This is a genomic window from Kitasatospora sp. NPDC088783 (assembly GCF_044750705.1).
Taxonomy (GTDB): Bacteria; Actinomycetota; Actinomycetes; order Streptomycetales; family Streptomycetaceae; genus Kitasatospora; species Kitasatospora fiedleri.
In genome coordinates, this window is record NZ_JBIVKJ010000005.1 from 354,468 (window position 1) to 377,333 (window position 22,866).

Genomic DNA, 22,866 nt, shown 5'->3' on the forward strand with positions numbered 1-22,866 from the left:
CCGCGCCGAGAGCCGTACCGCCCGGGAGGTACGCCCCCGGCCGGGTGGGCGGGCGCTCACGGGTTGGCCGGGCGGCGCAGTCGCTTGAGCAGGGCGATGTCGGCGGCGTGCCGGGCACCCTCGACCCGGGCGGGGTCGTGGCGGCCGTCCGGGGTCTCGATGATCAGGGGGACGCCGGCGGTGGCCGGATGCGCGAGCAGCGCCTCGAACGCGGCCGCGCCGATGTGACCGGCGCCGATGTTCTCGTGGCGGTCCTTGCGGGCGCCCGCGACGTCCTGCGAGTCGTTGGCGTGGATCAGCCGCAACCGGCCGGGCCCGATCGCCCGGTGCAGGGCGTCGAAGAGCTCGTCGGCCCCGTCCGGCGCGGCCAGGTCGTGGCCGGCCGCGAAGGCGTGGCAGGTGTCCAGGCAGACGCCGACCAGCGGGTGGTGGTCGAGGGCGTCCAGGTAGGCGGCGAGGTCCTCCATCCGGGAGCAGAGCGAGCTGCCCTGGCCGGCCGTCGGTTCCAGCAGCAACCACGGGGCGTCGGCACCGTACCGGTCGAGACCGTCCAGGATCGGCAGCACCTGCTCGCGGACCTGGGCGAGCGCCTCCGCGCGGGTGCCGCAGAGCGCGGACCCGGTGTGCACGACCGTGCCGAGGGCGCCGATGGCCGCCGAACGGTGCAGCGAGTGCGTCAGCGACTCGGCGGAACGCTCCCGGGTCGCGTCGGAGTCGGAGCCGAAGTTGATCAGGTACGGCGCGTGCACGTACGCCGGGACGCCCCGCTCGGCGCAGGCCGTCCGGAAAGCCAGGTCGTGCGCCGGATTCCCGGCCGGGGTCGCCCACCCGCGCGGGTTGGCGACGAACACCTGGACCGCCTCCGCCCCGACCTTCTCGGCGTAGGCCAGCCCCGTCCCCACCAGGCCCTTACCGGCGACGGGGACGTGGGCACCGATCGGGTTGCGCGGGGCGGAATCCATGACCACGAGCATCGCACGGCAGGACGGAGGCGCAGATCATCGGGTCGACGCGCTCTCGGTGGCAGGTGGCAGGTGGCTGGTGGCGGATGGGTGGCGGCGGTCGCAGCGGGCGGCGCGCGCGCCGGGGGCGGGGCGGTGCCGGGGCTCCGGACGTGTCGAGGGGCGCGGGAGTGGATCTCCCGCGCCCCTCGACGGACGTCCGTCCGCCCATGCTCCGGCCGTCCGTCAGTGGGTCGGCTCCAAGGAGCCGGAGGTCGCGACCGGGACGTCCACCGACTTGCGGTGGCGCATCGCCGTCGCGGAGGGGACCAGCGCGGCGACGAGCAGCGTGACCGCGACGAAGGAGACCGTGAGCGAGCTGGCCTGGGCGATGCCGCCGACCACGGCCGGGGCGACCAGGCCGGAGGTGTACGTGATGGTGGCGACGCCGGCGATGGACTGGCTCGGGTTGGTGCCCGCCCGGCCCGCCGCGGCGAACGCGAGCGGAACGACCACGGCGATGCCGATGCCGATCAGCGCGAAGCCCGGGATGGCCAGGTACGGGGAGTCGGCGAGCACCACCAGCAGACCGCCGACGGTGGCGACCATGCCGCTCAGCCGGACGGCGCGCACCGGGCCGAGCCGGCGGACGACCGCGTCACCGGCCAGGCGGGCCGCGGCCATGGTGGCGGCGAAGGCGGTGAAGCAGGCGGCGGCGACGGAGGAGGAGGCACCGGTGATGTCACGGAGGTAGACCCCGCTCCAGTCCATCGACGCACCCTCGGCGAACACCGCGCAGAACCCGACCAGGCCGATGACCATCGCTTCCTTCGGAGGCAGCGCGAAACGCGGCGGGGCTTCCTCCTCGGCTGCCTGCCGGACGTCCAGCACCCCGCGCGACACCACCTGGGCGAGCAGCGCCAGGACCGCCGCGGTCACCGCGTACTGCACCCGGGCGTCCGCGTGCTGATGGGCCGCCAGGACACCGAACGCGGAGGCGACCAGGCCGCCGACGCTCCACATGCCGTGCAGGCCGGACATGATCGACCGGCCGATCCGCTCCTCGACCTCGACACCCTGCGCGTTCATCGCTACATCCGACATGCCGGCCGTCGCGCCGTAGAGGAACAGCGCCAGACAGAAGACCGCCAGATTGGGGGAGAGTGCCGGCAGCGCCAGCGACAGGCACCACAGCGTCAACAGGCCCTGCAACGCCGTCCGGGCGCCGAGGCGGTGCACGATCCGACCGGCCAGCGGCATCGCCACCGACGCGCCGATCGCCGGGAACACCAGGGCGAGACCGAGCTGGCCCGGGCTCAGGTGGAGGTGGTCCTTGATCCACGGGATGCGGCTGACGAAGGTGCCGGTGACGGCACCGTGAACGGCGAACACCAGCGCCACGCTCATCCGTGCGCGCTGGACGTCCTTGAGAGTCTCGCCCATGCTGGGCTCCCCCTTGGGTCGGTCGGATGGCAATAAACTATCAGGGACCCTGCCTGATAGAAACCTCTGGAAGGATGCAGGCTCATGACGACCGCTCGCACCGCCACGCCGAGCACCGCCCGGGCCATCAACGACCGGCTTGCCCTCGACCTGCTGCTCGAACGGGGCCCGCTCACCGCATCCGATCTGCGCGCGCTGACCGGACTCTCCCGGCCCACCGTCGCCGACCTGCTCGAACGACTCCAGCGCAGCGGCCTGGTCGCCCACGCCGGCGAGAGCGCCGCGCTGCGCCGCGGCCCCAACGCCCGCCTGTACGGACTGGTCGCCGACCGCGCGCACCTCGCCGGCATCGACATCCGCGCCAACGGCGTCAGCCTGGTGGTCGCCGACCTGACCGGCCGGACGCTCGGCACGGCCACCATCGCCGCCTCCACTCCTGCCCCCGCTGTGGACGCGCCTGGGGGGCCGGCGGACGGCGACCAGCTGGTGGAGCGGACCGTCGAGGCACTGCTCGCCACCGCCGCCGAGGCCGGTGCCGGGGAACTGCACACCGTGGCCGTCGGCGCTCCCGGCCTGGTCGACCCGGCGACCGGCGCGCTCAACAACTCCGGCAAGCTGCCCGAATGGCACACCAAGCTGCTCGCCGCCCTGCGGGCGCGCCCCGGGACGGAGGTGATCCTCGAGAACGAGGTGAACCTGGCCGGGATCGCCGAGCACCGCATCGGCGCGGCCCAGGGCCGACGGGACTTCGCGCTGATCTGGCTCGGACACGGCGTGGGCGCCTCCGTGGTGCTGGACGGTCGCCTGCGGCGCGGGGCCTCCGGGGGCACCGGCGAGATCGGCTTCCTGCCCGTGCCCGGGACCATCGGGCTGCCGGACTCGAAGAAGTGCGACAACGGCTTCCACTCCACGGTGTCGAGCGCGGCGGTCTGCGAACTCGCCGCCCGCCACGGGCTCAAGGTAGATATCGGTGCCGGGGCTGGTGTCGGGAGCGCAGGTCGAACCCGAGCCGGGGGCGTGGCCAAGGACCAGGAACCCGCCGCCGAGGCGGTGGTCCGCCGGGCCGTCGAGACCGGCGCCGACGACTTCCTGGACGAACTCGCACTGCGGATCGCCGTCGGGGCCTCCGCGATCTGCGTCGTGCTCGACCCGGGATGCGTGGTGCTGGGCGGCGAGATCGGACAGGCCGGCGGCTCCGAACTGGCCGGTCGGGTCGAGCGCCACCTCACCCGACTCTCCCCGCTCGCCACCGAGGTGCGGGCCGGTACCGCGGGCGGCGGCGCCGTCCTGGCGGGCGCCGTGCTGACCGCCGGGGACGCGGCGCGACGGGAGCTGTTCGGGGGCGACTGAGAGCGCGACCTGGCGCGCGCCGCACGGAGCGCCGTGCCGGGTGCCGGGGCCGATGACCCGTCGGCGCTGCCGAACCGGGGCTCTGCCCTTCGCCGTGGTGGCACCGGGGCGTAGCGGCCCTGCTGCCGCGCGGCGCGCTGGTCCGCAGCTCGTGTCGGCCGAATCGGTCGTGTGAGGCGGGCGCGGTGAGTCATGGTGCGTTGAGGTGCGGTCGTGGCCAGGGCCGCAGCGGCGGGCGGCGGGCGGCGGGTCGGGGACGGGCCGGTTCCCGGTCGGAGGGTGGGGCGTGCTGGGGAAGTGGTGTCGGTACGGCAGGATGGCGGGGTCCGCCAGTCCGTTCTTGAATCGTCCGGGAGCCGCATCGATGGTCACGTCCGACCGGCCCGTCCACCCGTACCGCATCGGCGAGGCTGCCTCGATGCTGGGGGTGAGCGCCGACACCATGCGGCGATGGGTGGATGCGGGCCGACTGCCGGCGACGCGCGACGAGCACGGACACCGGATCATCGACGGGGCGCAACTCGCGGCGTTCGCCCGGGAACTCGCCCGACCGGAGAACGGCGAGGTGGAGGGGCGTTCATCGGCCCGGAACCGGTTCCCCGGGATCGTGACCGCCGTCGTCCTGGGCGACGTCGCGGCGCAGGTGGAGATCCAGGCGGGCCCGTTCCGGGTGGTCTCCCTGATCAGCCGTGACTCGGCGGAGGAACTCCGGCTCGTCCCAGGGGCGCCCGCCACCGCGGTGATCAAGTCGACCAACGTCGTGGTCGAACGGCGCTGAGGCCGGTTGAGGCCGAGCGGACCCTCGCGCAGCCTCAGGCAGGCTCCCACTCCCGCCCCTTCTTCCGCTCCGGTTCCTGCACCGATCAAGCCCGAGCCCGTGTGTGAACCCGAGCTGTGGCCCATAGCAGGGAGCGGGTCGTTCGTGCGGTACCGATGGCCAGCGGCGGGGCGTGAACTGACGCCGCCTAGGATGCGGAGACCTGCGGTCGACCGGTAGCGGGACGGCCAGCGTTGTGAGTGCCCTGACCGTGCGAGAGGACGATCCCGTTGAAGAGCCGCGTGCGCGCCGTTGCCCATCGTGGTGACCCGTACCTGCACCGCGAGAACACCCTGCCGGCGGTCAGCGCCGCCCTCGCCGCGGGGGCCGACGCCGTCGAGGTCGACGTCCAGCTCACCCGGGACGGGGTGCCCGTGCTGCTGCACGACCGTAGCCTTGAGCGGCTGTGGAACGACCAGCGCCAGATCAACCGGGTGACGCTCGACCAGTTGGAAGAGCTGGCCACTCCCGGGCTCCGGATCCCCACCCTGGCCGAGACCTTGCAGGCCGTCGCCGCGACGGACGGGGCGCGGCTGATGATCGACCTGGACGACAGCGCCCCGGCTGCCGTCACCTGGCAGGTCGTCAGCGAACTCGGGATGGAGTCCCGCGTCGCCTTCTGCGGACCGGTGGTGGCCATGCTGGCCGTCCGTGAACTCGCGCCCGACGCGGAGATTTCGCTGACCTGGAAGCGTCTCCAGCTGCCGAAACAGCGACTGCTCGCCGAGCTGCGCCCCAGCTACCTCAACCCGCCCTTCGGGCTGGTGGACGAGCGGCTGGTGGCCTCCGTCCACGACGCCGGCCTGGGTCTGGCCACCTGGACCGTGGACCTGCGCCGCACCATGCGACGGATGATCGCGCTCGGAGTCGACTCGCTGACCTCCAACCGAATCGCCTTGCTGCGCCGAACGATCGACCAGCAGCAGGCCTGATCCACCGGTGCTGACCGTCCGCACCCGCACAACCGAGACGGGGGAAGCGAAGGGCGCGCGGGGCCACCGGTGGCGGCGTTCCGACCGCGCCGGTCGGCTGCTCCGACCGCCACGCCACGCCGCCGGCTCCTGCCAGTCGATATGACCGTTATCTGTTGAAATAAGACGATCATGGCGACGGGTTGGCTGCGGAGGTGGCGGTGACGGCTGAGGGCTCTCCGAATCCGCAGGAACCGGACGACGGTCAGAACTCGTCGACGCCCTCCAGGGGCGGAGACGGCGAAGGGGCCGCCAGGGGCACCTCAGAGAAATCCGCATCAAGTGAGAGTCCTTTCACGGGGGACGAGAGAGCCTCGGGGACGGCGCCCGTGATCATCGCTGGTGGTACGCAGCCAGAACTGGACGATCGGCGGCCGGCCCAGATGCTGCCCGCGCCGGTTCGATCTGCTGCTGCCTGGTCCGCGGCGGTGATCCTCTTCATCACCGTGGCCGCGTTCGCCGTCTTCGTGGTGGTGGAACTGCGGGCCGCAACGATCCCGATGCTGATCGCCCTGCTGGCCACGGCCCTGCTCTACCCGGTGATGCCCTGGTTGGTGGACCGGGGCGTCAAGCGAGGTGTGGCGGCCGGACTGACCTGCACCATCCTTGTACTCGTGGTCACGGGAGGGATCGCGCTGCTGGTCAACTCCCTGGTGAGCAGCGCGCCGCAGATCGTCTCCGGGCTCCAGCAGGCGGGCGACCGCATCGCCTCCTGGCTGGGGCCGTTCGGTGACAAGATCCAGTACGCGCTCAAGGAGAGCTCGGGGTCCGGTAGCACCCTGGTGGATTCACTCGCGGACGGAGTCCTGTCCGGGCTGGGGCTGGTCACCCAACTGCTGACCGGGGGAGTGCTCGCCCTCGCGCTGGTCTTCTTCTTCCTTCGCGACGGGCACCGCTTCGGCGACGCTATGCACGAACTGATGCCGGGCAGGCACGCCGACACGGTGATCGCGTGCGGTCAGCAGGCTTTCACGGCGATGGCCGGTTTCATGCGGGGCACCACCCTGATCGCGCTGATCGATGCCACGTTCATCTCCATCGGGCTGCTGGCCCTGGGGGTTCCCGGGGCGGCCGGACTCGGAGCGCTCGTCTTCATGGGTGCCTACATCCCTTTCGTCGGTGCCTTCCTCTCGGGAACGGTGGCCGTTCTGGTGGCCCTTGCGAACGGCGGACTGGGCACGGCCCTGTGGACCCTCGGGGTGGTGCTGGCGGTGCAGGCGATCGAGGGGAACATCCTGCAACCCCTCATCCAGAGCCGGACCGTCGAACTCCACCCCGCCACCATCATGATCGCGGTGGTGGCGGGCTCCGGGATCGCCGGAATCATCGGTGCTCTGCTGGCGGTGCCGGTCAGTGCGGCCGGACTCGGCGTGGTGTCCGTCCTCCGGGGTGAGGCGGAGGGGCCGGGGCTGCCGGGTAGCCGTCGGAAGCGTCAACGACCCGAGTCCTGAGTGGCCGTGCTGCGGGTGCGGGTGCGCCCGGCTCCGGTTCGTGGCTGCGTCGGGTCCTCCGAATTCGGTCGAGCGGTCAGGGGGCAGGGAAGTAGGCGGCCATCCAGCGGTCCAACTCGGCGAAGACCTCGGCCCGGACCTGGTCGGCCGACAGGACCAGGTCGTGCATGCCGCCTTCGATCCGGATGGTGGTGACGTGCCGACCCAGACGCGGTGCGAGTGCGGCGATGTCGTCGGCGCGCAGGACCGCGTCGGTGCGCATCAGCGCCGGGTCCCACCGGTTGGTGACGGTGGAGGCGGTGGATGCCATCAGCAGGACCGGGCAGTCGATCGAGAGCCCTTGGCGCACCTTCCGTTGGCCGCGCTGGACCGCGGCCAGCCAGCCGGCGAACAGTGGAAAACCCTCGGCGGGCTTCAGGGCGAGATCGAACTCCCAACTGCCCCGGTGGCTCAGGTGGAGGCTGTGGACGTAGTGCGGATTGAGCGGGGCGGGCAGCTTCCGGGTGGGGGCGGTCCGACCGATGGCTTCGAGCGCGGGGGCGCCGAGGGCCCGTACGGCCGGGGCGGCGGGCATCGACAGGAAGGGACTGTTGAGGAACAGGCCGTCGACCACCCCGTGGCCGACCCGCCGGGCCGCCCACAGGGCTGCCACCAGCCCCCCCGTCGAGTGCCCGTTCACCAGGAGCCGGGTGTGGCCGTCGAGCTCCCGGATGATCCGGACCGCCTCGTCCACCTCCTCGTCGTAGGCGGCGAGGTCCGTCACGAAGTTGGGGGAGTGGTGCGGGCGGAGCGACCTGCCGTACTTGCGGAGGTCCAACGCGTAGAAGGAGAAGCCGGCCGCCGTGAAGTGGTCCGCGAGGTGGGTCTGGAAGAAGTAGTCGGTGTAGCCGTGCAGGTACAGCACCGCTTGGCGGGACCCCTCGACCAGTCGACGGACCAGGGTGGCACTGACCTCGCCCTCCTCGTCGGGGAGCAGTGGGAGCTCCGCCGCCTCGTACGGGGCGCCCAGGATGTCTTCACGGAACTCCACGCCAGCCACGTCCATTTCCTGCTCTGCCGTGCCGCCCGGGACCACCCCGCGCGGTACCACTCCCGCGACCATACCGGTCGGTAGGATCCTTCGTTTGGGAAGACTGCCCTGGTGGGGCCTAAGCTGCCCGCATGGCTGTCCCTTCGTCGATCGTTCTTCGCCCCGTCACTTCCCGGAGGCCCGGCCGATGAGCGGCATCACCGCCGACGGGGCGGATCCGCGGCCGGCGGAGCGCGAGGTGGCGCTCGGCACCGCCAAGCTGATTCCCGACATCGACGTCGAAGGCGGCTGGCTGCTCACCCTCGACGGCACCCCGCAGTCGTATGTCGACCTCCAGGACCCGACACATCTCGAGTTCGAGTACGTGCAGCGGATCGCGCACCTGCTGGACGTGGTCGCGGACCCCGGTGAACCGTTGGACACACTGCACCTCGGCGGCGGCGGGCTCACCCTGCCCCGCTACCTGGCGCGGGCCCGTCCCGGCTCGCGCCAGCAGGTGGTCGAACTGGACGGCCCGCTGACCGAGTTCATCGCCGAGCACCTTCCTTGGCCGTCCGGTATCGAGGTGACGGTCGGCGATGCCAGGGCCGCACTCGGGTCCGTGGCACCCGCCAGTGTCGATGTGGTGGTGGCCGACGTGTTCCGCGGCTCGCGGACGCCGGCTCACCTCACCAGCGTCGAGTTCGTACGGCTGGCTGCCGCCGTGCTCCGGCCAGGGGGCTGCTACGCAGCGAACCTGGCGGACGGCCCGCCGCTCACCTTCGCCAAGGCCCAGGCTGCCACGGTCGCGGCCGTCTTTGCCCACGTCTGCCTGGTGGCCGAGCCCGCAGTGTTGAGGGGCCGGCGCTACGGGAATGTCTTGCTGGTCGGCTCCGATGCGCCGCTCCCCACCGGGGAGTTGACCCGGCTGCTCGCCGCGGACCCGTTCCCCGCCAGGCTCACGGAAACGCCGGAGCAAGCGGCAGAGCCGGTCACGGATGCGACGGCCGAAGATTCGCCGCCCCCTCCCAACGGAGCTTTCTCGCTGGGCTGAGCCGGAACGGTGGCGTGGCGGAGCACTGTGCTGGAAGTCGTACCTGATGGGAGGCGCTCCTTTCGGTGACGGGACGGCAGGTGCCTTTCGGCCCTGGGCAGACCGCAGACCGGCAGTGGAAACGCCGGGCCGCTGGGCGGTCGGTCAATGCTGCTGCCGACATGGGCGGCGCGGCCGGTCAGACGGCGGAGAGGACCAGTCGGCGATTGCGGTTGCGGTAGCCGACCAGTTCGAGAGCGGCGACCACCGGGTGGTTGGAGAGGCTGGTTTCGGCGCGGACCACCTCGGCCTGGTTTTCGGCGGCCAGGATCCGGGTGATCTCGGCGATGATCTCGGCAGCGAAGCCCCGTCCTCGGAATTCGGGCAGGACTCCGAGGTAACCCACCACCGGCACGACGGAGTTGTGCGAGGGGATGGCGAAACCGGCCACCTGCCCCGTTGATGTCCTGGCTATTCGCCACCAGGAACGCTTGCCGTACATCTCCCAGCGGTAGAACGCGACCTCGTTCCTGGCGTGCGCTTCTGAACCGATCAGGAGAGCCTCCCGGGTGCACATCGCGTCCAGGCTGTTCGGCAGGACCCGGCGGAACAGGTCGACGAAGACTTCGTCGTCGGGCTCGGACGTGAAGAACAGTCGACCGGACAGGGAGGGGACAGGATGATCGGTCTCGCGTTCGAAGCGGAGCCGTTCGGCGGCGAGGCGCAATCCTGCGGCTTCGGCCGCGTGGCGACGCCACGCCACCGAAGCGGCGACCTCGGGGTGATCGCGCCAGTCGGGCGGTAGGAAGAGGTGGTAGTCGGGTGCGGGTACCAGCCCATCTGCGGCGAACACCTGATGGGCGGCGGTCAGCAGCGCGGCGGCGACCGCACTGCGCGGATCCACGGGCGGACTGGGCACCCGGGGCGTTCGCCTGCGCGGATCGATGGAGGGCCGGGCCGGATCGGACCGGGCGAACAACGCATCCAGATTGCTCGGATGGACGTCGGTGGGAGCGCCCCACCAGATGGCGACGGCCAGCGGTGCTCGGCCAGGGCCAGGCTCCGCCACCCAGATCCAGCCGGGACGGTACTCCCCGCTGGCCAGACGCGCGCGCACCATCTCTGCGGAGAGCGAGGTGGAAGGGTCGGGCCGGATCTGAGCCAGCACGGCGTTGAGTTCCTGCGGAACGATCGGACGGAAGATCACAGTGCCTCCAGGAAGGGGTGGGAGACGCTGAACCCGATCGTGGCGATCCGCCGCGACTGCTACGCGAGAACGGACCGGCGGGGTGGAGCAGCGATCGGGAGCGCCGCGGAACGGTCGCGGATTATCGGAACCATTGCGGGACTCCCTTCGAAGAGTGGCACTGCGAGACCTCGGTGCCCGGACGAGCGAACGCCGGGAGAACCAACGGCGGGACCTGATCCGCCGTCAGCTGTGCCCAAGAGTAGGAGGGACAGCGGATCGCCTGCAAATTATTATTCGAGGCCGGGATTCCTCGGATCCGCAGCACCGAGTGGAGAGACCGATGGGATCGGAGGACTGCTCGGAAAGCGAGGAATCGGGCTGATGAAAGGTGGCCGCAGGCGGGAGCCGGAGGTCCTTCGTGCCTTCAGCAGTGATGCCTGCTCCGCCTCGGAGACATACACCCTGGGGATGGATTGATCCGGCTTCAGCGGTGGTAACTAGATTCAGGCGAAGAAAGCGCCGCGCCCCTGCGAGGTGCGTGGCAGGAACGCGGCGGGATCGAAGGAGGGTGGGGCTTTCCGGGGCCGGTGCCCGGCCGGTGGATCAGACTCGACCGACCAGGGCGAAACCGGCGTCGGTGACGGCGGAACGAATCTGGTCGTCCTGGAGAGGTTCGGCGGATTCGACCGTCACCTGGCCGGACTTCGCGTCGGCGGTGACGTTGGTGACGCCGTTCAGCGCGGTCAATCCGGCGGTGACGGTTCGCTCGCAGTGGCCGCAGCTCATTCCTTCGACGGTGAAGACAGCGGTGGTGGACATGGATACCTCCAGAGAACATGCGGGACTGGGCGGGCGGCCGAGCGGGGCCGAAGGACGCCGTACAGCACAACGCACTCGATCGTGATGGGACACCGGGACACGCCGGTGAGTGCCCCCAACGGGTGGTGTGCTGAATGGGAGTTCGCCAGTGGCAGGCGCGGCCGGCCGCGGTTTTCCGGGGGGTGGCGTCGCGGTGCCGGGGTGGCGTCGCGGTGGTGCAGCACCCCGCTTGGGCCGAGCGGCGGGTAGGGCTGGCATCCGGATGTGCGCGGTGCGCCGCCTTGCCGTCGGCGCTCCCCGCCCTGCCGGGCGCCGGATTTTTCAGACTAAATCCGAATGGGCCGGGGAGGTTTATTTCTTGAATTCATAAAAATCTCTCGCTACGGTCGGCCGCGTCGATATCGCCGACGCTCGGTGGAGGGCTGTCGGCATGACCACGAGGGGGAAGCATGGCTGTGGAGTCCACGACCGCCATCGAGAAACAACAGCCCGTGCCGGCGTCACTGAACGTGTCAGCCGCGCGGTTCGCCGTATCCATCCTGCTCGGATTGGTAGCAGGGCTGGTGCTGCAGACCTGGACGGTGGCCTTCCTGGGGCACCTGGGCCCAGAGGCGCTCTACGTCCGCTCGGTGTACACCCCGGTCGGTTACCTCGTGCTGGCGGTGACCGAAGGGCTCGTGGTGGCTGCTCAGGTCTCTGCGGGCATCGCTGCTCGGAACGGCAGAGAACGGGACTCGCTCAAGTCCGTACCGACGTTCCTCACCATCGGCGCGGGCCTGCTGATACTGCAAGCCGTCACCGCGGTAGCGGCCTCGGGCCCCTTCCTGTCCGCTCTCGGGGTCGCGCCCGGCGCCCGGCACGAGGTGCTGGTCTTCGTCGTCGCCGTCGCTCTGACCGGAGTGGTCGGGCTGATCCCCTACCTCGGTACCGGAGTCCTACGCGGTCTGGGCCACACCGGTCCGGCCGCCTGGCTGGGGGTGCTGTTCACCGTGCTGTCCATCGTGGGCATGGTCGCGCTCCGCGCGGTCACGGGCCTCGGCGTACTGGCGGTGCCGATCGGGGGCCTGCCCGCCACCGTGATCGTCGGGACGGCTGTCGTGCGCGTTCTCCGGCGGAAGCAGGTGGCCTGGCCCGTGCTGACCCTCGACCGGGGTGCGATACGTGAACTCCTGGGCCTGGGCGCCCCGGTGGCGGGCACGTTCCTGCTGCTGTCCACCGTGACCTTCGGCTACCTGCGGGTACTGCACGAGGCCGGGCCGACCGAGGTCGCGGGATTCGCCCTCGGGCAGATGGCCGTCGGACTGCTGATGGTGATCGCGATGGCCGCCGGCTCCGGTGCGGCCGTCGCCGTGACCTTGCGACCCGGCGAGAACCGGCGAAGTCTCAACCACACGGGCCTGGTCACCGCCTTGCGGCTGGCGACCCCTCCGTACCTCCTGCTCGGGGCGGCGGTATTCCTGCTCCGGGAACCGATCGCCCGGGCGCTGACCACGGATCGGGCCGCGGCCTCCGTCACAGCCGACTACTTCGCCTGGGTCGGCCCCACCCTGGTGCTCTTCGGCGGAACGCTCGCGCTGCTCAGCTACCTGGAGCAGATCGGTCGAGCGGGGGTGGCCTTCCTGTTGAACGTCGTCTACTTCGCGGCGATGCTGGCCGCCGCGTTCCTCATGCCCGGGCCCGTACGCGCCGGGGACCTGTCGAAGCTGATAGCCGCAGGCAACGTCCTGGGACTCGTCGGGCTCTGGTTCAGCGCACGCTTCCTGGTGCTGCGTCGGTGACGCCCCGCCGTCGTGGCCGGGAGGGCTGAAACCGGCTGCGGCACTACGGGCTCGGGGCTGTCCACCACCGCGTTGACGGCTGGACAGCCCCGCTGGCGGGAGGCGCGGCGGGTCAGATTCCCGACAGGTCGTCGGGCACGAGCGAGAAGACGAACAGGTCGACCCGGCCGGTGCGGATGTAGCCGGCGTTTCGGAGGACGCCCTCCTGGAACCCCGCCTTCTCGGCGATCCGCTGGGAGGCGGTGTTGCCGGTGGCGGCAAACAGCTGCAACTGTTGGAAACCCCGCTCGCCCAACAGCCACTCACCGAGGGCCCGCGTTGCCTCGACCGTCACCCCGCAGCCCCGTGCCCACGGGGCGGTCCAGTAACCGACCTCGCTCACCCGGGCCGGCCAGTCGGTCTTCTTGAGGCCGCTGGTGCCGAGCAACTGCTCGGAGTCGCCATCGGTGACGGCGAAGTGCATGCCGTCGCCGGAGGTACGCAACCGGTGAGACACATCGGTGCACCAGGAAGCCGCGTGCTCGGTGGTGTACGGGTCGGGCAGTGGCAGCCACCGCTGGGTCAGCTCGTCGGAGCAGGCGGCCCGGGTGTCGTTCACGTCCTTCGCGGTGAAGGGGCGGAGCGGTAGCCGATCGGTGCGCAGGACAGTTTCGAGAAAGATCGGCGGCACAGGGGAGCTCCCGGTCGAGAGGCGGACAGAACGAGACGCGGCCACCGGCGGACCGGGCCGGAACGGACAGCCGCCCCGTTCGAACCGGCCGACGGAAGGGGACCGGACGGACACGGGCGAGTGTGGGCCGGATTCGGCACGCTCCGGTGTGCCGAAGCTTCGGGTGGGCGCGGACAACGGGGTCAACCTCATAGAACCCCAGAAATGTCCAATTGGTTGGTTTAGTACCTGTTATGCCCTTTTCGGGTGTGGGCTCAGTGAGGCTCGGGCATCTTCCGGATCGTCAGCTCGCGGCAGTGCGAGCCCAGATCCAGCAGGAGGCCGAAGTGATCGAGCAGTTCAGGACGGGACTTGACGCGCAGCGCGGTGTAGAACGCTGCGGCAGCCTGCTCGGGGGCCAACGGCTTCCCGTCAGCGGAACGAACCACGAACCGCGGTCCGCTCGCCAGGCCGACGAGGGCGCCGTCGGGCAGCGACACGGCGATCAGCAGGCAGACGTAGTGAGCCCGGAGTTCGAGGACCCGGTGGTGAGCCGCGTCGAGCGAGGCGGACGGGCGCCGACAGACCAGAACGGAGGCGCTGTCGATGAGGTGCGTATCGGGTTCCTCGGCATCACTCGCAAGATGTCAGAAGGTCTGCTCCGATTCCTCACCCGGCTCACGCGCCGCTGCCGGGTAACGGCGCACCGACACGCGGAGGGACGGACTGTCGGTGCCGAGAAGAGCCGTCTCCACGTAGAAGGAGGTGACAGGTGGGGCATCGGCCTGCGGTACGGGCGGGAAAGCCATCGGCCGGCCACCCGTCTCCGCCGGCGGAGCCAGTTTCAGCAACTGGTACAGCAGCCGACGGAGTTCCGGAAAGGCCGACCCGGGCTCCATGAATGCGCGCTGGGCGACAGCCATGAGCCGATCGGAGCGATGGCCCGAGACCGCCGCGTCGATCTGTGGGCGCAACGGAGCCGACCGGTCGAGCATCGGAACGGAACGGCCGAGCGTGTGTCCGGCCGTCCCGGGCACCATCTCCTCACCGAAGGCGGCGAGCACGACGGGCCCGCCGAGCGCAGCCCCCGTAGAGGGTCACCGAACCGTGGTCGCCGACCACCACGTCGGAGGCGGTCAGCGCCTGCTGCCAACCCGCCGTCGGATCGATCAGCAGAGCACCGGCAGCCAGTGCCGAACGCTGTGCCACCCGGATCTGCCACGCCCCGTGGCCGGACCAGACGTTCGGATGCAGCACCAGGACGAGTCAGTGCTCGTCTGCGGGCAGCTCGGCCAGCAGCCGGGCCGGCAGGTCCGGGTGACGGCCGATCAGCGCGCCGGGCCCCCAGGTGGAGGTCACGAAGACCAGCTGTTGGCCGGCTTCGACCCCGAGCGAAGAGCGGTAGCGGTCCCGCCAGCGCAGACTGGCGTGCAGACGGTCCAGGCACGGGTCGCCCACCAGGACGGTCCGACCCGCAGTGGCCGGATGGGCGGCGGCGAGCTGGCTCTCCTGATCGGGGTGCGACACGGTGAGCCAGGCCCGACCCGCCGACAACAACCCGTCCGGCACCAGATCGGAAAGCCGGGTATTCGAAGACGCCGAATCCGGAACGAGCTTCTGGAAACCGATCCCGTGCGGAAGGACGAGCACCGGGTAGTCGTCGGACGGAACGCCGATGTTCTCGCTCGCCGAGATCAACAGATCAGGTTCTGCCTCGGCGAGTTGAGCCCAGGGTAGGGTTCGGCAGCGCAGTGAGCGGAGCAGTTCCGGAACGCCTTCGCCGAAGGCGGAAGTGGGATCGTGGGCGAATACGATCGCCAACCGGGGATCATTGCCCACCAGATCCGGCAGGACTTCCAGAACACGAACGAGGGAGGTCACCGTTCGGGCCGCGACCGCTACGGTGCGCTCGCTGTCGAGGTGCGCCAGTGCCAGGCATCCGGACCGACCGGCACGAGGATGGGCCTATCGAAGTCCACCGGACACCTTCGCCCTTGCGGGCGATCGTACCGAATCGATCAGCGCCGGGCGCTCAATGACGCGGTTCGCGGCAAGGTAGATAGCGGATCGAAGGGGCTGAGACAAGGTACTCACCACCTGTTTCTCCGCATCTGCCGGGTCTGCTCTTGAAGGCTACTGGAGTGTGGAAGGTGGTTTCGACGGCCGGGACCGCAAAGGAAACGGACCGGAGAGCGGGCGATAGCGTCCGGGCAGGCGATGCGATGGGAAGGGGAGCCAATTGGTGCGGATACGGGTGGCAGCGGCCCAGTTCGAGTGCGTTGCGGGTGACGTGGTGGCCAACGTGCGGCGGATCGCCGGTCTGGCGCGGGAGGCGCGGGAGGCGGGCAGCGTGGTGATGGTCTGTCCGGAGTTGGCGCTCACCGGGTACGAGCCCGAGCTGATCGGTGCGGACCGGACGCTGTGGACCGAGGCGGAGGACGTACGTCTCGACCCGCTGCGTGAAGCGGGGATCACGGTGGTGGTCAACGGGGCTGCGGCAGGGCCGGGAGGCCGACCACGGATCACCAGCACCGTGTACGCCCAGGACGGCTCCGTGGTGGAGGTGTACACGAAGGAACATCTGTACGAGAACGAACAGGAGGTGTTCGAGGCCGGAAGCAGGGGTGGCCGCTTCTGGCTGGACGGCATCGGCTACTCGTTGGGGACGTGCTTCGACAACCACTTCCCCGAGGTGGCCGCACGGAACGCAGCCCGGGGCTGCCAGGTGCACCTGGCGAGTTCGCTGTACGGGACCGGAGGGGGACGTGAAGAACGCCGAGTCCTTCATCCGGCGATAGCGAAGGCCACCGGAATGTACGTGGTGCTCGCCAACCACGTCGGCCCCGCCGGACCGTGGACGGGCTGCGGGGGCAGCGCTGTGTGGGCACCGGACGGGACCGTGACGGCGGAGGCCGACGAGAGCGGACCCCGACTGCTGGTGGCCGACCTGGAGGTGGAGGTGAGCGGTTGAGGCCGGGGGCCTGGCGGAACCGAAGGGGCGGCTCAGCGGTAGTCGTCGTCGGGGACGCGATCGGCCAGGTCGTCGAGCACGGTGAACCTGACCGCCTCGCGCAGCGGCTCGTCGGGTTCGGCGTCGTCGAACTCGGCTTCGGCGTCCTCGTCCGGGTATACCAGGTGCACAGCGGCCTCTTCCGCGCTGGCGGCCCCGGCGTCCGGCCCGACGTCGGTGCCCTCGGTGTCGATGCCGTCCTCGACCAAGCGGCCGGACCGGGGCGAGGGCCCGTCGGCCCAGCGGTCGTCGACCGCCTCGGGGCTGTCGTCGGGCTCCTCCTCGGACAGCAGCTGGTCCAGGGACTCGCCCCGCTCGGCCTCCTCGGGCGTGGTGCCGTACGCGGTGGCCCCGCGGTAGCCGTCCGGCGGGATGACTCCAGTGTCGAGCGGGTCGTCGTCCAGCCGGTCCGTGAGCAGGGAGTCGGCAGGTTCGAGAACGCCGTCGTCCTCGGCGGGCTCCGGGTCCTGGGCGTCCCAGTCGGTCATGACAGCACCTGTCCTCGTCGCTCGGAGTGAGGTCGCACGCAGTTTCTTCATGCTCGCCAGGGAGTCACCCGGCCCGCAACACGGCGCGGCGCCGAAGCGCTCGGGGCAGGAGCCGGGACGGGCGGTCTCCGTGGGCCTGGCGGGAGCAGGTGGAACGGCTGTCAGCAGGGAAGTTGCCTGGCCGGGGCACGGCAGCAGGTGCGTTGCCGTGGAGCGGAAGTGTTGGCAGAAAGGCAGGACGGGAAGCGGTGCCGGGCCGTGGCCCAGGCCGGTGAGCAGGCAGGTGGGTGCGGTGGAGGGATTTCAGGTGGGAGAGGAGGTGGGAATGAAGGGTTCCGGTGAGGAGGCAGCCACGGGTGGAGCGTCGGCGGGCGGCTGCCGGGGTGTGCGTGCGGCACGGCATGATGGGGCGTATGGAACGTACGTGCTCTCGCCGGCTGGTGCGGTCGGGTCGGGCGTGCGGATGGGGCGTGCGGAGATGAGGCACGGCGGGGGAGCGCCGGGCTTCGTCGGGCGGCGGCGGGAAGTGGCGCGGTTGGTCGAGGTGCTGCGCACTGCGTCGGCGGTGATGCTGGTGGAAGGCGATGCGGGAGTCGGGAAGACCGCGCTGGTCGAGCGGGCGCTGGCGGAGGCCGGGATCCCGGGGGAACGGGTGCTGACCGCACGGTGCCACCCAGTGGCCGAGCCGCCGCCCTACGGGCCGTTGCTGGACGCCTTCCGGCACAGCCGCCCGGCCCTGGCGGAGACCGCCGGAGTACCGTCGAGCGCCGGTGCGCTCCGCGCGTGGCTGCCGGACCTGGCCGACCTGCTGCCGGCGGACACCGCCGGGCCGGGAGCCGACGAGCGGTACCGGCTGGCACAGGGCCTGCGGGCGCTGCTCGGAGCGCTGGGCGAGGTGGTGCTGCTGGTCGAGGACGCGCAGTGGGCCGATCGGGCGACCAGGGAGCTGTTGCTGCTGCTGGCCAGAGACCCGAACCCCGGCCTGTCGTTGGTGGTGACCTACCGGTCGGAGGAGCTGCCGGACGGGGTGTCCGTGCTGGGAGCGGCCTACCGCTGCCCGCCCGGGGTCTTCGGTGGGTTGCTCAGGGTCGAGCCCTTGGACGAGGCGGAGGTCCTGGAGCTGGCCCGTGCCGAGCTCGGTGCCAGTGGCGGGAGCGGTTCGGCCGCTGGTAGCAGCCCCGCCGCCGGGAGCGTGCCCGCGGTGGCGGCCCTGCTGCACCGGCGCTCGGGTGGGTTTCCGGCGGCGATCGTCGAGGACCTGGCGGTGCTGCGGGAGGACGATCGGCGGACGGACCCCGTCGCCCTCCTGGCCGGGGCGGACCTGCCGCGCAGCCTGCGGGACGCGGTGGCCGAGCGACTGGCAGGGCTCGGCCCGGAGGCGCGTGCGGTGGTGGAGACGGTTGCCGTGCTGGACGAGCCGGCCGGGGAGGAGCTGATCGCCGAGGTCTCCGCGCTGCCCTCCGAGCAGGTCTCCGCCGGGCTGGTGGAGGCCCTGCGCGCGGCGGTGCTGAGCGAGCCCGCCCCGGCCAGGTACGCGTTCCGCCGGGAGCCCGCCCGGCAGGTGGCGTACCGGCGGATACCGGGCCCGACGCGCTCCGCGCTCCACCGTCGGGCCATCGAGGCGCTGCGCGCCGGGCAACCGCGGCCACTCGCCCGGATCGCCGTGCACACCCGCGCGCTCGGCGACCGGGACGCCTGGCAGCAGGCCGCCGAGGCGGCGGCCGAACAGGCCGCGGAGCAGGGCCACACCGCGCTGGCGGGCTCGTTGCTGCGCGAGCTGCTCGCCGAGACCGACCTCGCGCCGGAGCGCCGCGGGCGGGCCGCCCGGGCGCTGGCCGGCCTGGCCGCGAACGCCGCCTACGACGAGGCCAGCACCGAGGTGCTGGCCGACATCATCGCGGACCCCCGGCTGCCGGTGGCCGACCGCGGTGAGGTCCGGCTGACCCTGGGCCTGCGGGTGGCCGTCCAGGGCGGCGACCGGGCCGGGTTCGCCCTGGTCGAACAGGCCGCCGACGAACTCATCGCCGAACGGCCGGCCCGCGCCGCCCGGGCCTTGGTCGCGCTTGCGATGAACGAACGCGACGGCGCGGGCGCGGCCGTCCGGGAGCGGATGGCCAAGGCCGCCGCCGCGCTGGAGATCGAGCCCGACGAGGAGGTCGCCGCCGCCTACCGCGCCACCAGGCTCACCTTCCAGGCCCGCGAGGGCGACCCCGAGCTGTGGCCCGAACTCGACCGGCTGCCGCGCGGCGCCTCCAGCCCGGAGCTCGTCCGGCAGACCACCAGGGCCCTGTTCAACGTCGGCGAAATCGCGATGGAGACCGGCCACGACCAGCGGGCCGGACGGCTGCTCGCCGAGAGCCGCGCCCTGGCCCGGCAGGCCGCGATCTCCTACCTGGAGTGCTACAGCCGGATCGCCCTGCTGCGCCTCGACGGCCTGGCCGGGCGCTGGCAGGGCTTGGAGGAGCGGTTCGAGGCGCTCGGCACCGAGTACCCGGACGTGGCGATGGCCCGGGTCGAACGCGCCCTGCTGTTCGGTCGGATGGCCGCCTCGCGGGGTCGGCTGGCGGTCGCCCGGGCCGAGTTCGAGTCCGCCGCCGGGTACGGGGAGCGGGAGTCACAGGTCACCACGGCGATCAGGGCCGCCGCCGGTCTGGGAGCGGTGGAGCTGGTGGAACGCGGGGCGGAGGCGGCTGCCGCGCTGCTGGCGCCGGCGGTGGCGATCCTGCGCCAGGCCGGGGCGTGGGCCCGTGCGGGGGAACTGCTGCCGATCGCCGTGGAGGTCGTACGGGGCGTCGGTGACGAGGGCGCGGCCCGGCACCTGGTCGAGGAGGCGGCGGAGGCGATCGGGAGGACGGACGCGCCCGCCGCCCACGCGGGGCTGGCCCTGGCCCGTGGCGTCCTGCTGGAGGGGGCGGAGCCGTGCGGTGCGATCGAGTCCTACCGCCGGGCCCGGGACGCCTGGCGGAGCATCGGCCGCCCCTACGAGGTCGCCAGGGCGGAGGAGCGGCTGGCCCGGGCACTCGCGGAGCGCGACCCGCAGACCGCGGCCGAGCGGTTGGCCGCCGCCGAAGCCACCTACACCACCCTCGGAGCGGCCTCCGACGCGGCCCGCTGCCAGCACGTCCGGCGGGACCTCGGACTCGGGCGGATGGCTTCGCCCGGACGGCGCGGATACGGCGAGGCGCTCTCGCCGCGCGAGCGGCAGGTCGCGGAGCTGGTCGGGCAGGGGGTCAGCAACCAGGACATCGCCCAGGCGCTGTTCCTGTCGCCGCGCACGGTGGAGCACCACGTGGCCAGCGTGCTGAGGAAGTTGGGTGTGGGACGGAAGGACGTGGCGGAGGCGCTGGCGGAGACCGAGAGCTGAGTTCGAGTGGAGGGGCGGGTGGTGGGTGGGCGCTCGGCGGGGAGTGCGGCCGGGGGCGCGGAGGGGAGGAGAGCTGCGGGTGGGCATCCGGCCGGGCTGGGCCCACCGGTTCGCGGCGGGATGGTGGTCGAGCGGGCCGGGCGGGCTCTGCGGCAGGTCGCTCCAGGGGCCGTTTCGGCGGGTGCTTCGAGTAGCGGTTCGAGCGGTGGGAGACACCGGGCAGCCAGGAGCGTTCGGCTGGGGGTGGGTGACGCCCGGGGGAGAGCGGTGGACGGCGTGTCAGTGGTGCAGGGCGGCGCGGGCGGCGGCGGTGTCGAGGCGGGCGCCGCGGCGGTGGCGGAGGGCCGGATGGGTGTGCGCGGTGGTGGCGGCTGCGGCGAGGGCCTCGACGTGGGTGAGGGCGCGGACGGCGAAGGTCTGCTCGCCGCAGGCGCCGGTGGGGCCGGGGTGGGCATGGTGACCAGCCAGAGCGGGAGGTCGACTGTGGGGAGACGTCGCGGGGTGGGGAGGGTGGCGGCCGGGGGCGGAGTCAGGCACGGGGGTGGTGGGTGAGACGGGGGTGGTGGGTGAGACGGGCGAGTCGGGAGAGCGTGGCGCGGCGGGTCTGGCGTTCGACGGTGCCGCGGCGACGTCCGATCGTGGGCCGGTCGGCGCGGGCGGTGAAGTGTTCGCCGGTGTGCAGGCGGAAGCGTTCGCGGTGGGTCATCCGGGCCTCCGGGTGAGGGTGGGCGGAGAGGGAGTGCCAGCCAACCGGGGGTTCATTACGGTGATCAATGCGTGGCGGTACCCATCGCGGCGGGCGAAGGGCAGGTGGTGGCCGGTCGGGGGTGGGGATACCCAGGGTTCGGGGCGGATGTTGGGTAGGGGATACGCATTGTTCGGCCCGCGGGAGTGGCGCTTTGCTTGGGGTGTTCCCGATGACGGCTGCCAGCCGGCCCCCGGCTGCTCAGGAGGTTTCGATGACCCGCCGTGAACTCTTCCGTCGTTACGCCGCCGAGCACTTCACCGCCCCGGACGTGTCGGCCGCCGGCCGGGCTCGCTGCCGGGGGGCGGTGGAGCGGCAGACCAGCCGGGCCCGGTTGGCCTCGCTGGCGCGGATCACCCCCCGCCACCCGCTGCCGGGGACGGCTGGGAGCGAGATGGCCGGTGCCGGGATGCCTGCTCAGCGCTGGTCGCCGGCGGTCGGGGGAGTCGAGGCTCTGCGGATTCCGGCGCAGCGTTCGCGCGGCAGCCGTCCCGGTACGTCAGACAGTTGAGGATGGGGGAGAGGGAAGAGAGAAAGACGCCCCCTGACGGACCGTCAGGGGGCGGGTGGGGGTGGGCTCAGCGGATCAGGTGGGGGAGGAAGCGGGCGCCCTGGTGGGTGATGGGGCTGTCGTCCGTCTCGCGGATGCCGAGGCCGGCGGATTCGCCGTCGACGACCCAGGTACCGAGGACGGGGCGGTTGCCGTCGAAGTCGGGGAGCGGGTGGTACTGCTGGTAGCAGTAGCCTTCGGCGCCGTAGCGGTCCGGGTCGCCGGCCCAGTCGGCGAGCCGGGTCTGGCTGCCGTCGGGTTCGACGATGCGGATGCCGGCGCCCTCCCGGCCGAGCAGCGGCTTGGCGGCGTAGCCGGGGCCGTCGGGGTCGGCGAGTTCGCGCGGGCCGTCGAGGTAGGCGGGCAGCAGGTTGGGGTGGCCGGGATTGAGCTCCCACAGCACGGCCAGCAGGGCCTTGTTGGAGAGCAGCATCTTCCAGGCGGGCTCGATCCACAGCGTGGAGCCGGTGCTGCCGCCGAGGTCGATGACGTCCAGCAGGTGGTCGGCGAACTCGTCGTCGACCAGCCACTCCCACGGGTAGAGCTTGAACGCGGAGCGGATGAAGCGGTGCTCCAGGTCGACGAAGCGGCCGGACAGCTCGTCCCAGCCGATGTCCTCCACGGCGATGCCGACGGTCCGCAGGCCGGCCTGTTCGGCGCACTCCTGCAGGTAGAGGGTGGTGAGCCAGTCCTCGCCCTCGGTGTCGCCACGGGAGTGGGCGAAGTGGACGGGGCCGGGCGGCAGGAGGTGCTTCTGGCGGGACCAGGACTCGATCAGCCGCTCGTGCAGGGAGTTCCACTGGTCGGCTTCGGGGAAGCGCTCCTCCAGCCAGAACCACTGCGGTCCGGCGGCCTCGATCAGCGAGGTCGGGGTGTCGGCGTTGTACTCGAAGAGCTTGGCCGGGCCGGTGCCGTCGTAGGCGAGGTCGAAACGACCGTACACGCTGGGCTGTTCGTCGCGGCGGCGCCAGGACTCGGCGACGACGGCGGCCAGGCGCGGGTCGGTGATGCCGAAGTCGGCGAAGCGGCCGGTGCGCACCACGTGCTCGGCGGCGGCGAGGGAGAGCTCGTGGAGTTCCTCGACGACCTCCTCCAGGGCCTCCACCTCGGGCAGCGAGAACTCGTAGTAGGCGCTCTCGTCCCAGTAGGCGTGCGGGCCGCCCTGGTTGCACGGGTCGGAGCACATCGCGTACACGAGGCCCTGGGACTCGACGGTGGCCAGCCAGTCGGGGCGCGGGGCGATGGTGTGGCGGCGCATC

General features: G+C 71.7%; 23 protein-coding genes. 9 read left to right on the forward strand and 14 right to left on the reverse strand.

What is annotated here, in order from left to right; translation table 11 throughout:
* Positions 1-56: 56 nt before the first annotated feature.
* Both ACIP60_RS17465 and ACIP60_RS17470 read right to left on the reverse strand, forming a co-directional pair.
* The gene (locus tag ACIP60_RS17465) at positions 57-962 is read right to left on the reverse strand and encodes a deoxyribonuclease IV (protein WP_400685003.1); all 906 of its coding nucleotides are present in this window, start codon (positions 960-962) and stop codon (positions 57-59) included.
* A 225-nt stretch (positions 963-1,187) separates the two neighbouring features.
* On the reverse strand, positions 1,188-2,384 hold the full coding sequence (locus ACIP60_RS17470; RefSeq protein WP_400685006.1) for an MFS transporter: 1,197 nt from the start codon (positions 2,382-2,384) through the stop codon (positions 1,188-1,190).
* 84 nt (positions 2,385-2,468) lie between these two features.
* On the opposite strand from ACIP60_RS17470, the gene ACIP60_RS17475 reads away from it, so the two are divergent.
* The 4 genes from ACIP60_RS17475 to ACIP60_RS17490 all read left to right on the forward strand — a co-directional run bounded on the left by ACIP60_RS17475 (position 2,469) and on the right by ACIP60_RS17490 (position 6,973).
* Positions 2,469-3,734: an ROK family transcriptional regulator gene (locus tag ACIP60_RS17475; RefSeq protein ID WP_400685009.1), complete on the forward strand. Its 1,266-nt coding sequence runs from the start codon at positions 2,469-2,471 to the stop codon at positions 3,732-3,734.
* 364 nt (positions 3,735-4,098) lie between these two features.
* The gene (locus tag ACIP60_RS17480) at positions 4,099-4,512 is read left to right on the forward strand and encodes a molybdopterin-binding protein (protein ID WP_400685011.1); all 414 of its coding nucleotides are present in this window, start codon (positions 4,099-4,101) and stop codon (positions 4,510-4,512) included.
* Positions 4,513-4,781: 269 nt separating this feature from the next.
* Positions 4,782-5,483: a glycerophosphodiester phosphodiesterase gene (locus ACIP60_RS17485; RefSeq protein WP_400685013.1), complete on the forward strand. Its 702-nt coding sequence runs from the start codon at positions 4,782-4,784 to the stop codon at positions 5,481-5,483.
* Positions 5,484-5,851: 368 nt separating this feature from the next.
* Positions 5,852-6,973, forward strand: a complete 1,122-nt coding sequence (locus ACIP60_RS17490; RefSeq protein ID WP_400685015.1) for an AI-2E family transporter — start codon at positions 5,852-5,854, stop codon at positions 6,971-6,973.
* 76 nt (positions 6,974-7,049) lie between these two features.
* Here the strand turns inward: ACIP60_RS17490 and ACIP60_RS17495 are convergent, their stop codons facing one another.
* Positions 7,050-8,003: an alpha/beta hydrolase gene (locus ACIP60_RS17495; RefSeq protein WP_400685017.1), complete on the reverse strand. Its 954-nt coding sequence runs from the start codon at positions 8,001-8,003 to the stop codon at positions 7,050-7,052.
* A gap of 187 nt (positions 8,004-8,190) precedes the next feature.
* On the opposite strand from ACIP60_RS17495, the gene ACIP60_RS17500 reads away from it, so the two are divergent.
* Positions 8,191-9,036: a spermidine synthase gene (locus ACIP60_RS17500; protein WP_400685019.1), complete on the forward strand. Its 846-nt coding sequence runs from the start codon at positions 8,191-8,193 to the stop codon at positions 9,034-9,036.
* 178 nt (positions 9,037-9,214) lie between these two features.
* Here the strand turns inward: ACIP60_RS17500 and ACIP60_RS17505 are convergent, their stop codons facing one another.
* Both ACIP60_RS17505 and ACIP60_RS17510 read right to left on the reverse strand, forming a co-directional pair.
* Positions 9,215-10,222 carry a GNAT family N-acetyltransferase gene (locus tag ACIP60_RS17505; protein ID WP_400685021.1) on the reverse strand — a complete coding sequence of 336 codons (1,008 nt, stop codon included), beginning with the start codon at positions 10,220-10,222 and terminating at the stop codon, positions 9,215-9,217.
* Positions 10,223-10,807: 585 nt separating this feature from the next.
* Complete coding sequence (locus ACIP60_RS17510) at positions 10,808-11,023, reverse strand: heavy-metal-associated domain-containing protein (RefSeq protein WP_380240019.1); 216 nt, start codon at positions 11,021-11,023, stop codon at positions 10,808-10,810.
* 449 nt (positions 11,024-11,472) lie between these two features.
* On the opposite strand from ACIP60_RS17510, the gene ACIP60_RS17515 reads away from it, so the two are divergent.
* Positions 11,473-12,801, forward strand: a complete 1,329-nt coding sequence (locus ACIP60_RS17515; RefSeq protein WP_400685024.1) for an MATE family efflux transporter — start codon at positions 11,473-11,475, stop codon at positions 12,799-12,801.
* A 112-nt stretch (positions 12,802-12,913) separates the two neighbouring features.
* Here the strand turns inward: ACIP60_RS17515 and ACIP60_RS17520 are convergent, their stop codons facing one another.
* The 5 genes from ACIP60_RS17520 to ACIP60_RS17540 form a co-directional block, all read right to left on the reverse strand.
* Positions 12,914-13,516, reverse strand: a complete 603-nt coding sequence (locus ACIP60_RS17520) for a GNAT family N-acetyltransferase (protein ID WP_400685026.1) — start codon at positions 13,514-13,516, stop codon at positions 12,914-12,916.
* Positions 13,517-13,725: 209 nt separating this feature from the next.
* The gene (locus ACIP60_RS17525; protein WP_400685028.1) at positions 13,726-13,950 is read right to left on the reverse strand and encodes a hypothetical protein; all 225 of its coding nucleotides are present in this window, start codon (positions 13,948-13,950) and stop codon (positions 13,726-13,728) included.
* A 147-nt stretch (positions 13,951-14,097) separates the two neighbouring features.
* Complete coding sequence (locus ACIP60_RS17530) at positions 14,098-14,514, reverse strand: hypothetical protein (protein ID WP_400685031.1); 417 nt, start codon at positions 14,512-14,514, stop codon at positions 14,098-14,100.
* Complete coding sequence (locus tag ACIP60_RS17535) at positions 14,495-14,707, reverse strand: hypothetical protein (RefSeq protein WP_400685034.1); 213 nt, start codon at positions 14,705-14,707, stop codon at positions 14,495-14,497. The genes ACIP60_RS17530 and ACIP60_RS17535 overlap by 20 nt, the downstream gene beginning before the upstream one ends.
* A gap of 9 nt (positions 14,708-14,716) precedes the next feature.
* Positions 14,717-15,331 carry a hypothetical protein gene (locus ACIP60_RS17540; RefSeq protein WP_400685037.1) on the reverse strand — a complete coding sequence of 205 codons (615 nt, stop codon included), beginning with the start codon at positions 15,329-15,331 and terminating at the stop codon, positions 14,717-14,719.
* 361 nt (positions 15,332-15,692) lie between these two features.
* Here ACIP60_RS17540 and ACIP60_RS17545 point away from each other — a divergent pair, with 361 nt between their 5' ends.
* A complete protein-coding gene (locus ACIP60_RS17545) occupies positions 15,693-16,421 on the forward strand; it encodes a carbon-nitrogen hydrolase family protein (protein WP_400685039.1) in 729 nt (242 codons plus the stop codon).
* Between the two features lie 32 nt (positions 16,422-16,453).
* Here ACIP60_RS17545 and ACIP60_RS17550 read toward each other — a convergent pair whose 3' ends face one another.
* Entirely contained in the window at positions 16,454-16,948 is a 495-nt protein-coding gene (locus tag ACIP60_RS17550; RefSeq protein WP_400685041.1) for a DUF5709 domain-containing protein, read from the reverse strand.
* 478 nt (positions 16,949-17,426) lie between these two features.
* Between ACIP60_RS17550 and ACIP60_RS17555 the strand changes: the two genes are divergently transcribed.
* Positions 17,427-20,312, forward strand: a complete 2,886-nt coding sequence (locus ACIP60_RS17555) for an ATP-binding protein (RefSeq protein WP_400685043.1) — start codon at positions 17,427-17,429, stop codon at positions 20,310-20,312.
* A gap of 279 nt (positions 20,313-20,591) precedes the next feature.
* On the opposite strand, the gene ACIP60_RS17560 is transcribed toward ACIP60_RS17555, so the two are convergent.
* Both ACIP60_RS17560 and ACIP60_RS17565 read right to left on the reverse strand, forming a co-directional pair.
* On the reverse strand, positions 20,592-20,849 hold the full coding sequence (locus ACIP60_RS17560; protein WP_400685045.1) for a hypothetical protein: 258 nt from the start codon (positions 20,847-20,849) through the stop codon (positions 20,592-20,594).
* Positions 20,842-21,018, reverse strand: coding sequence for a hypothetical protein (locus ACIP60_RS17565; RefSeq protein ID WP_400685048.1), 177 nt, complete (start codon positions 21,016-21,018; stop codon positions 20,842-20,844). Before ACIP60_RS17565 ends, ACIP60_RS17560 begins: the two co-directional genes overlap by 8 nt.
* 253 nt (positions 21,019-21,271) lie before the next feature.
* On the opposite strand from ACIP60_RS17565, the gene ACIP60_RS17570 reads away from it, so the two are divergent.
* Positions 21,272-21,568, forward strand: coding sequence for a hypothetical protein (locus ACIP60_RS17570; protein ID WP_400685050.1), 297 nt, complete (start codon positions 21,272-21,274; stop codon positions 21,566-21,568).
* 67 nt (positions 21,569-21,635) lie between these two features.
* Here the strand turns inward: ACIP60_RS17570 and ACIP60_RS17575 are convergent, their stop codons facing one another.
* The gene (locus ACIP60_RS17575; protein ID WP_400685053.1) at positions 21,636-22,865 is read right to left on the reverse strand and encodes a glutathionylspermidine synthase family protein; all 1,230 of its coding nucleotides are present in this window, start codon (positions 22,863-22,865) and stop codon (positions 21,636-21,638) included.
* Between the last annotated feature and the right edge of the window lies 1 nt (position 22,866).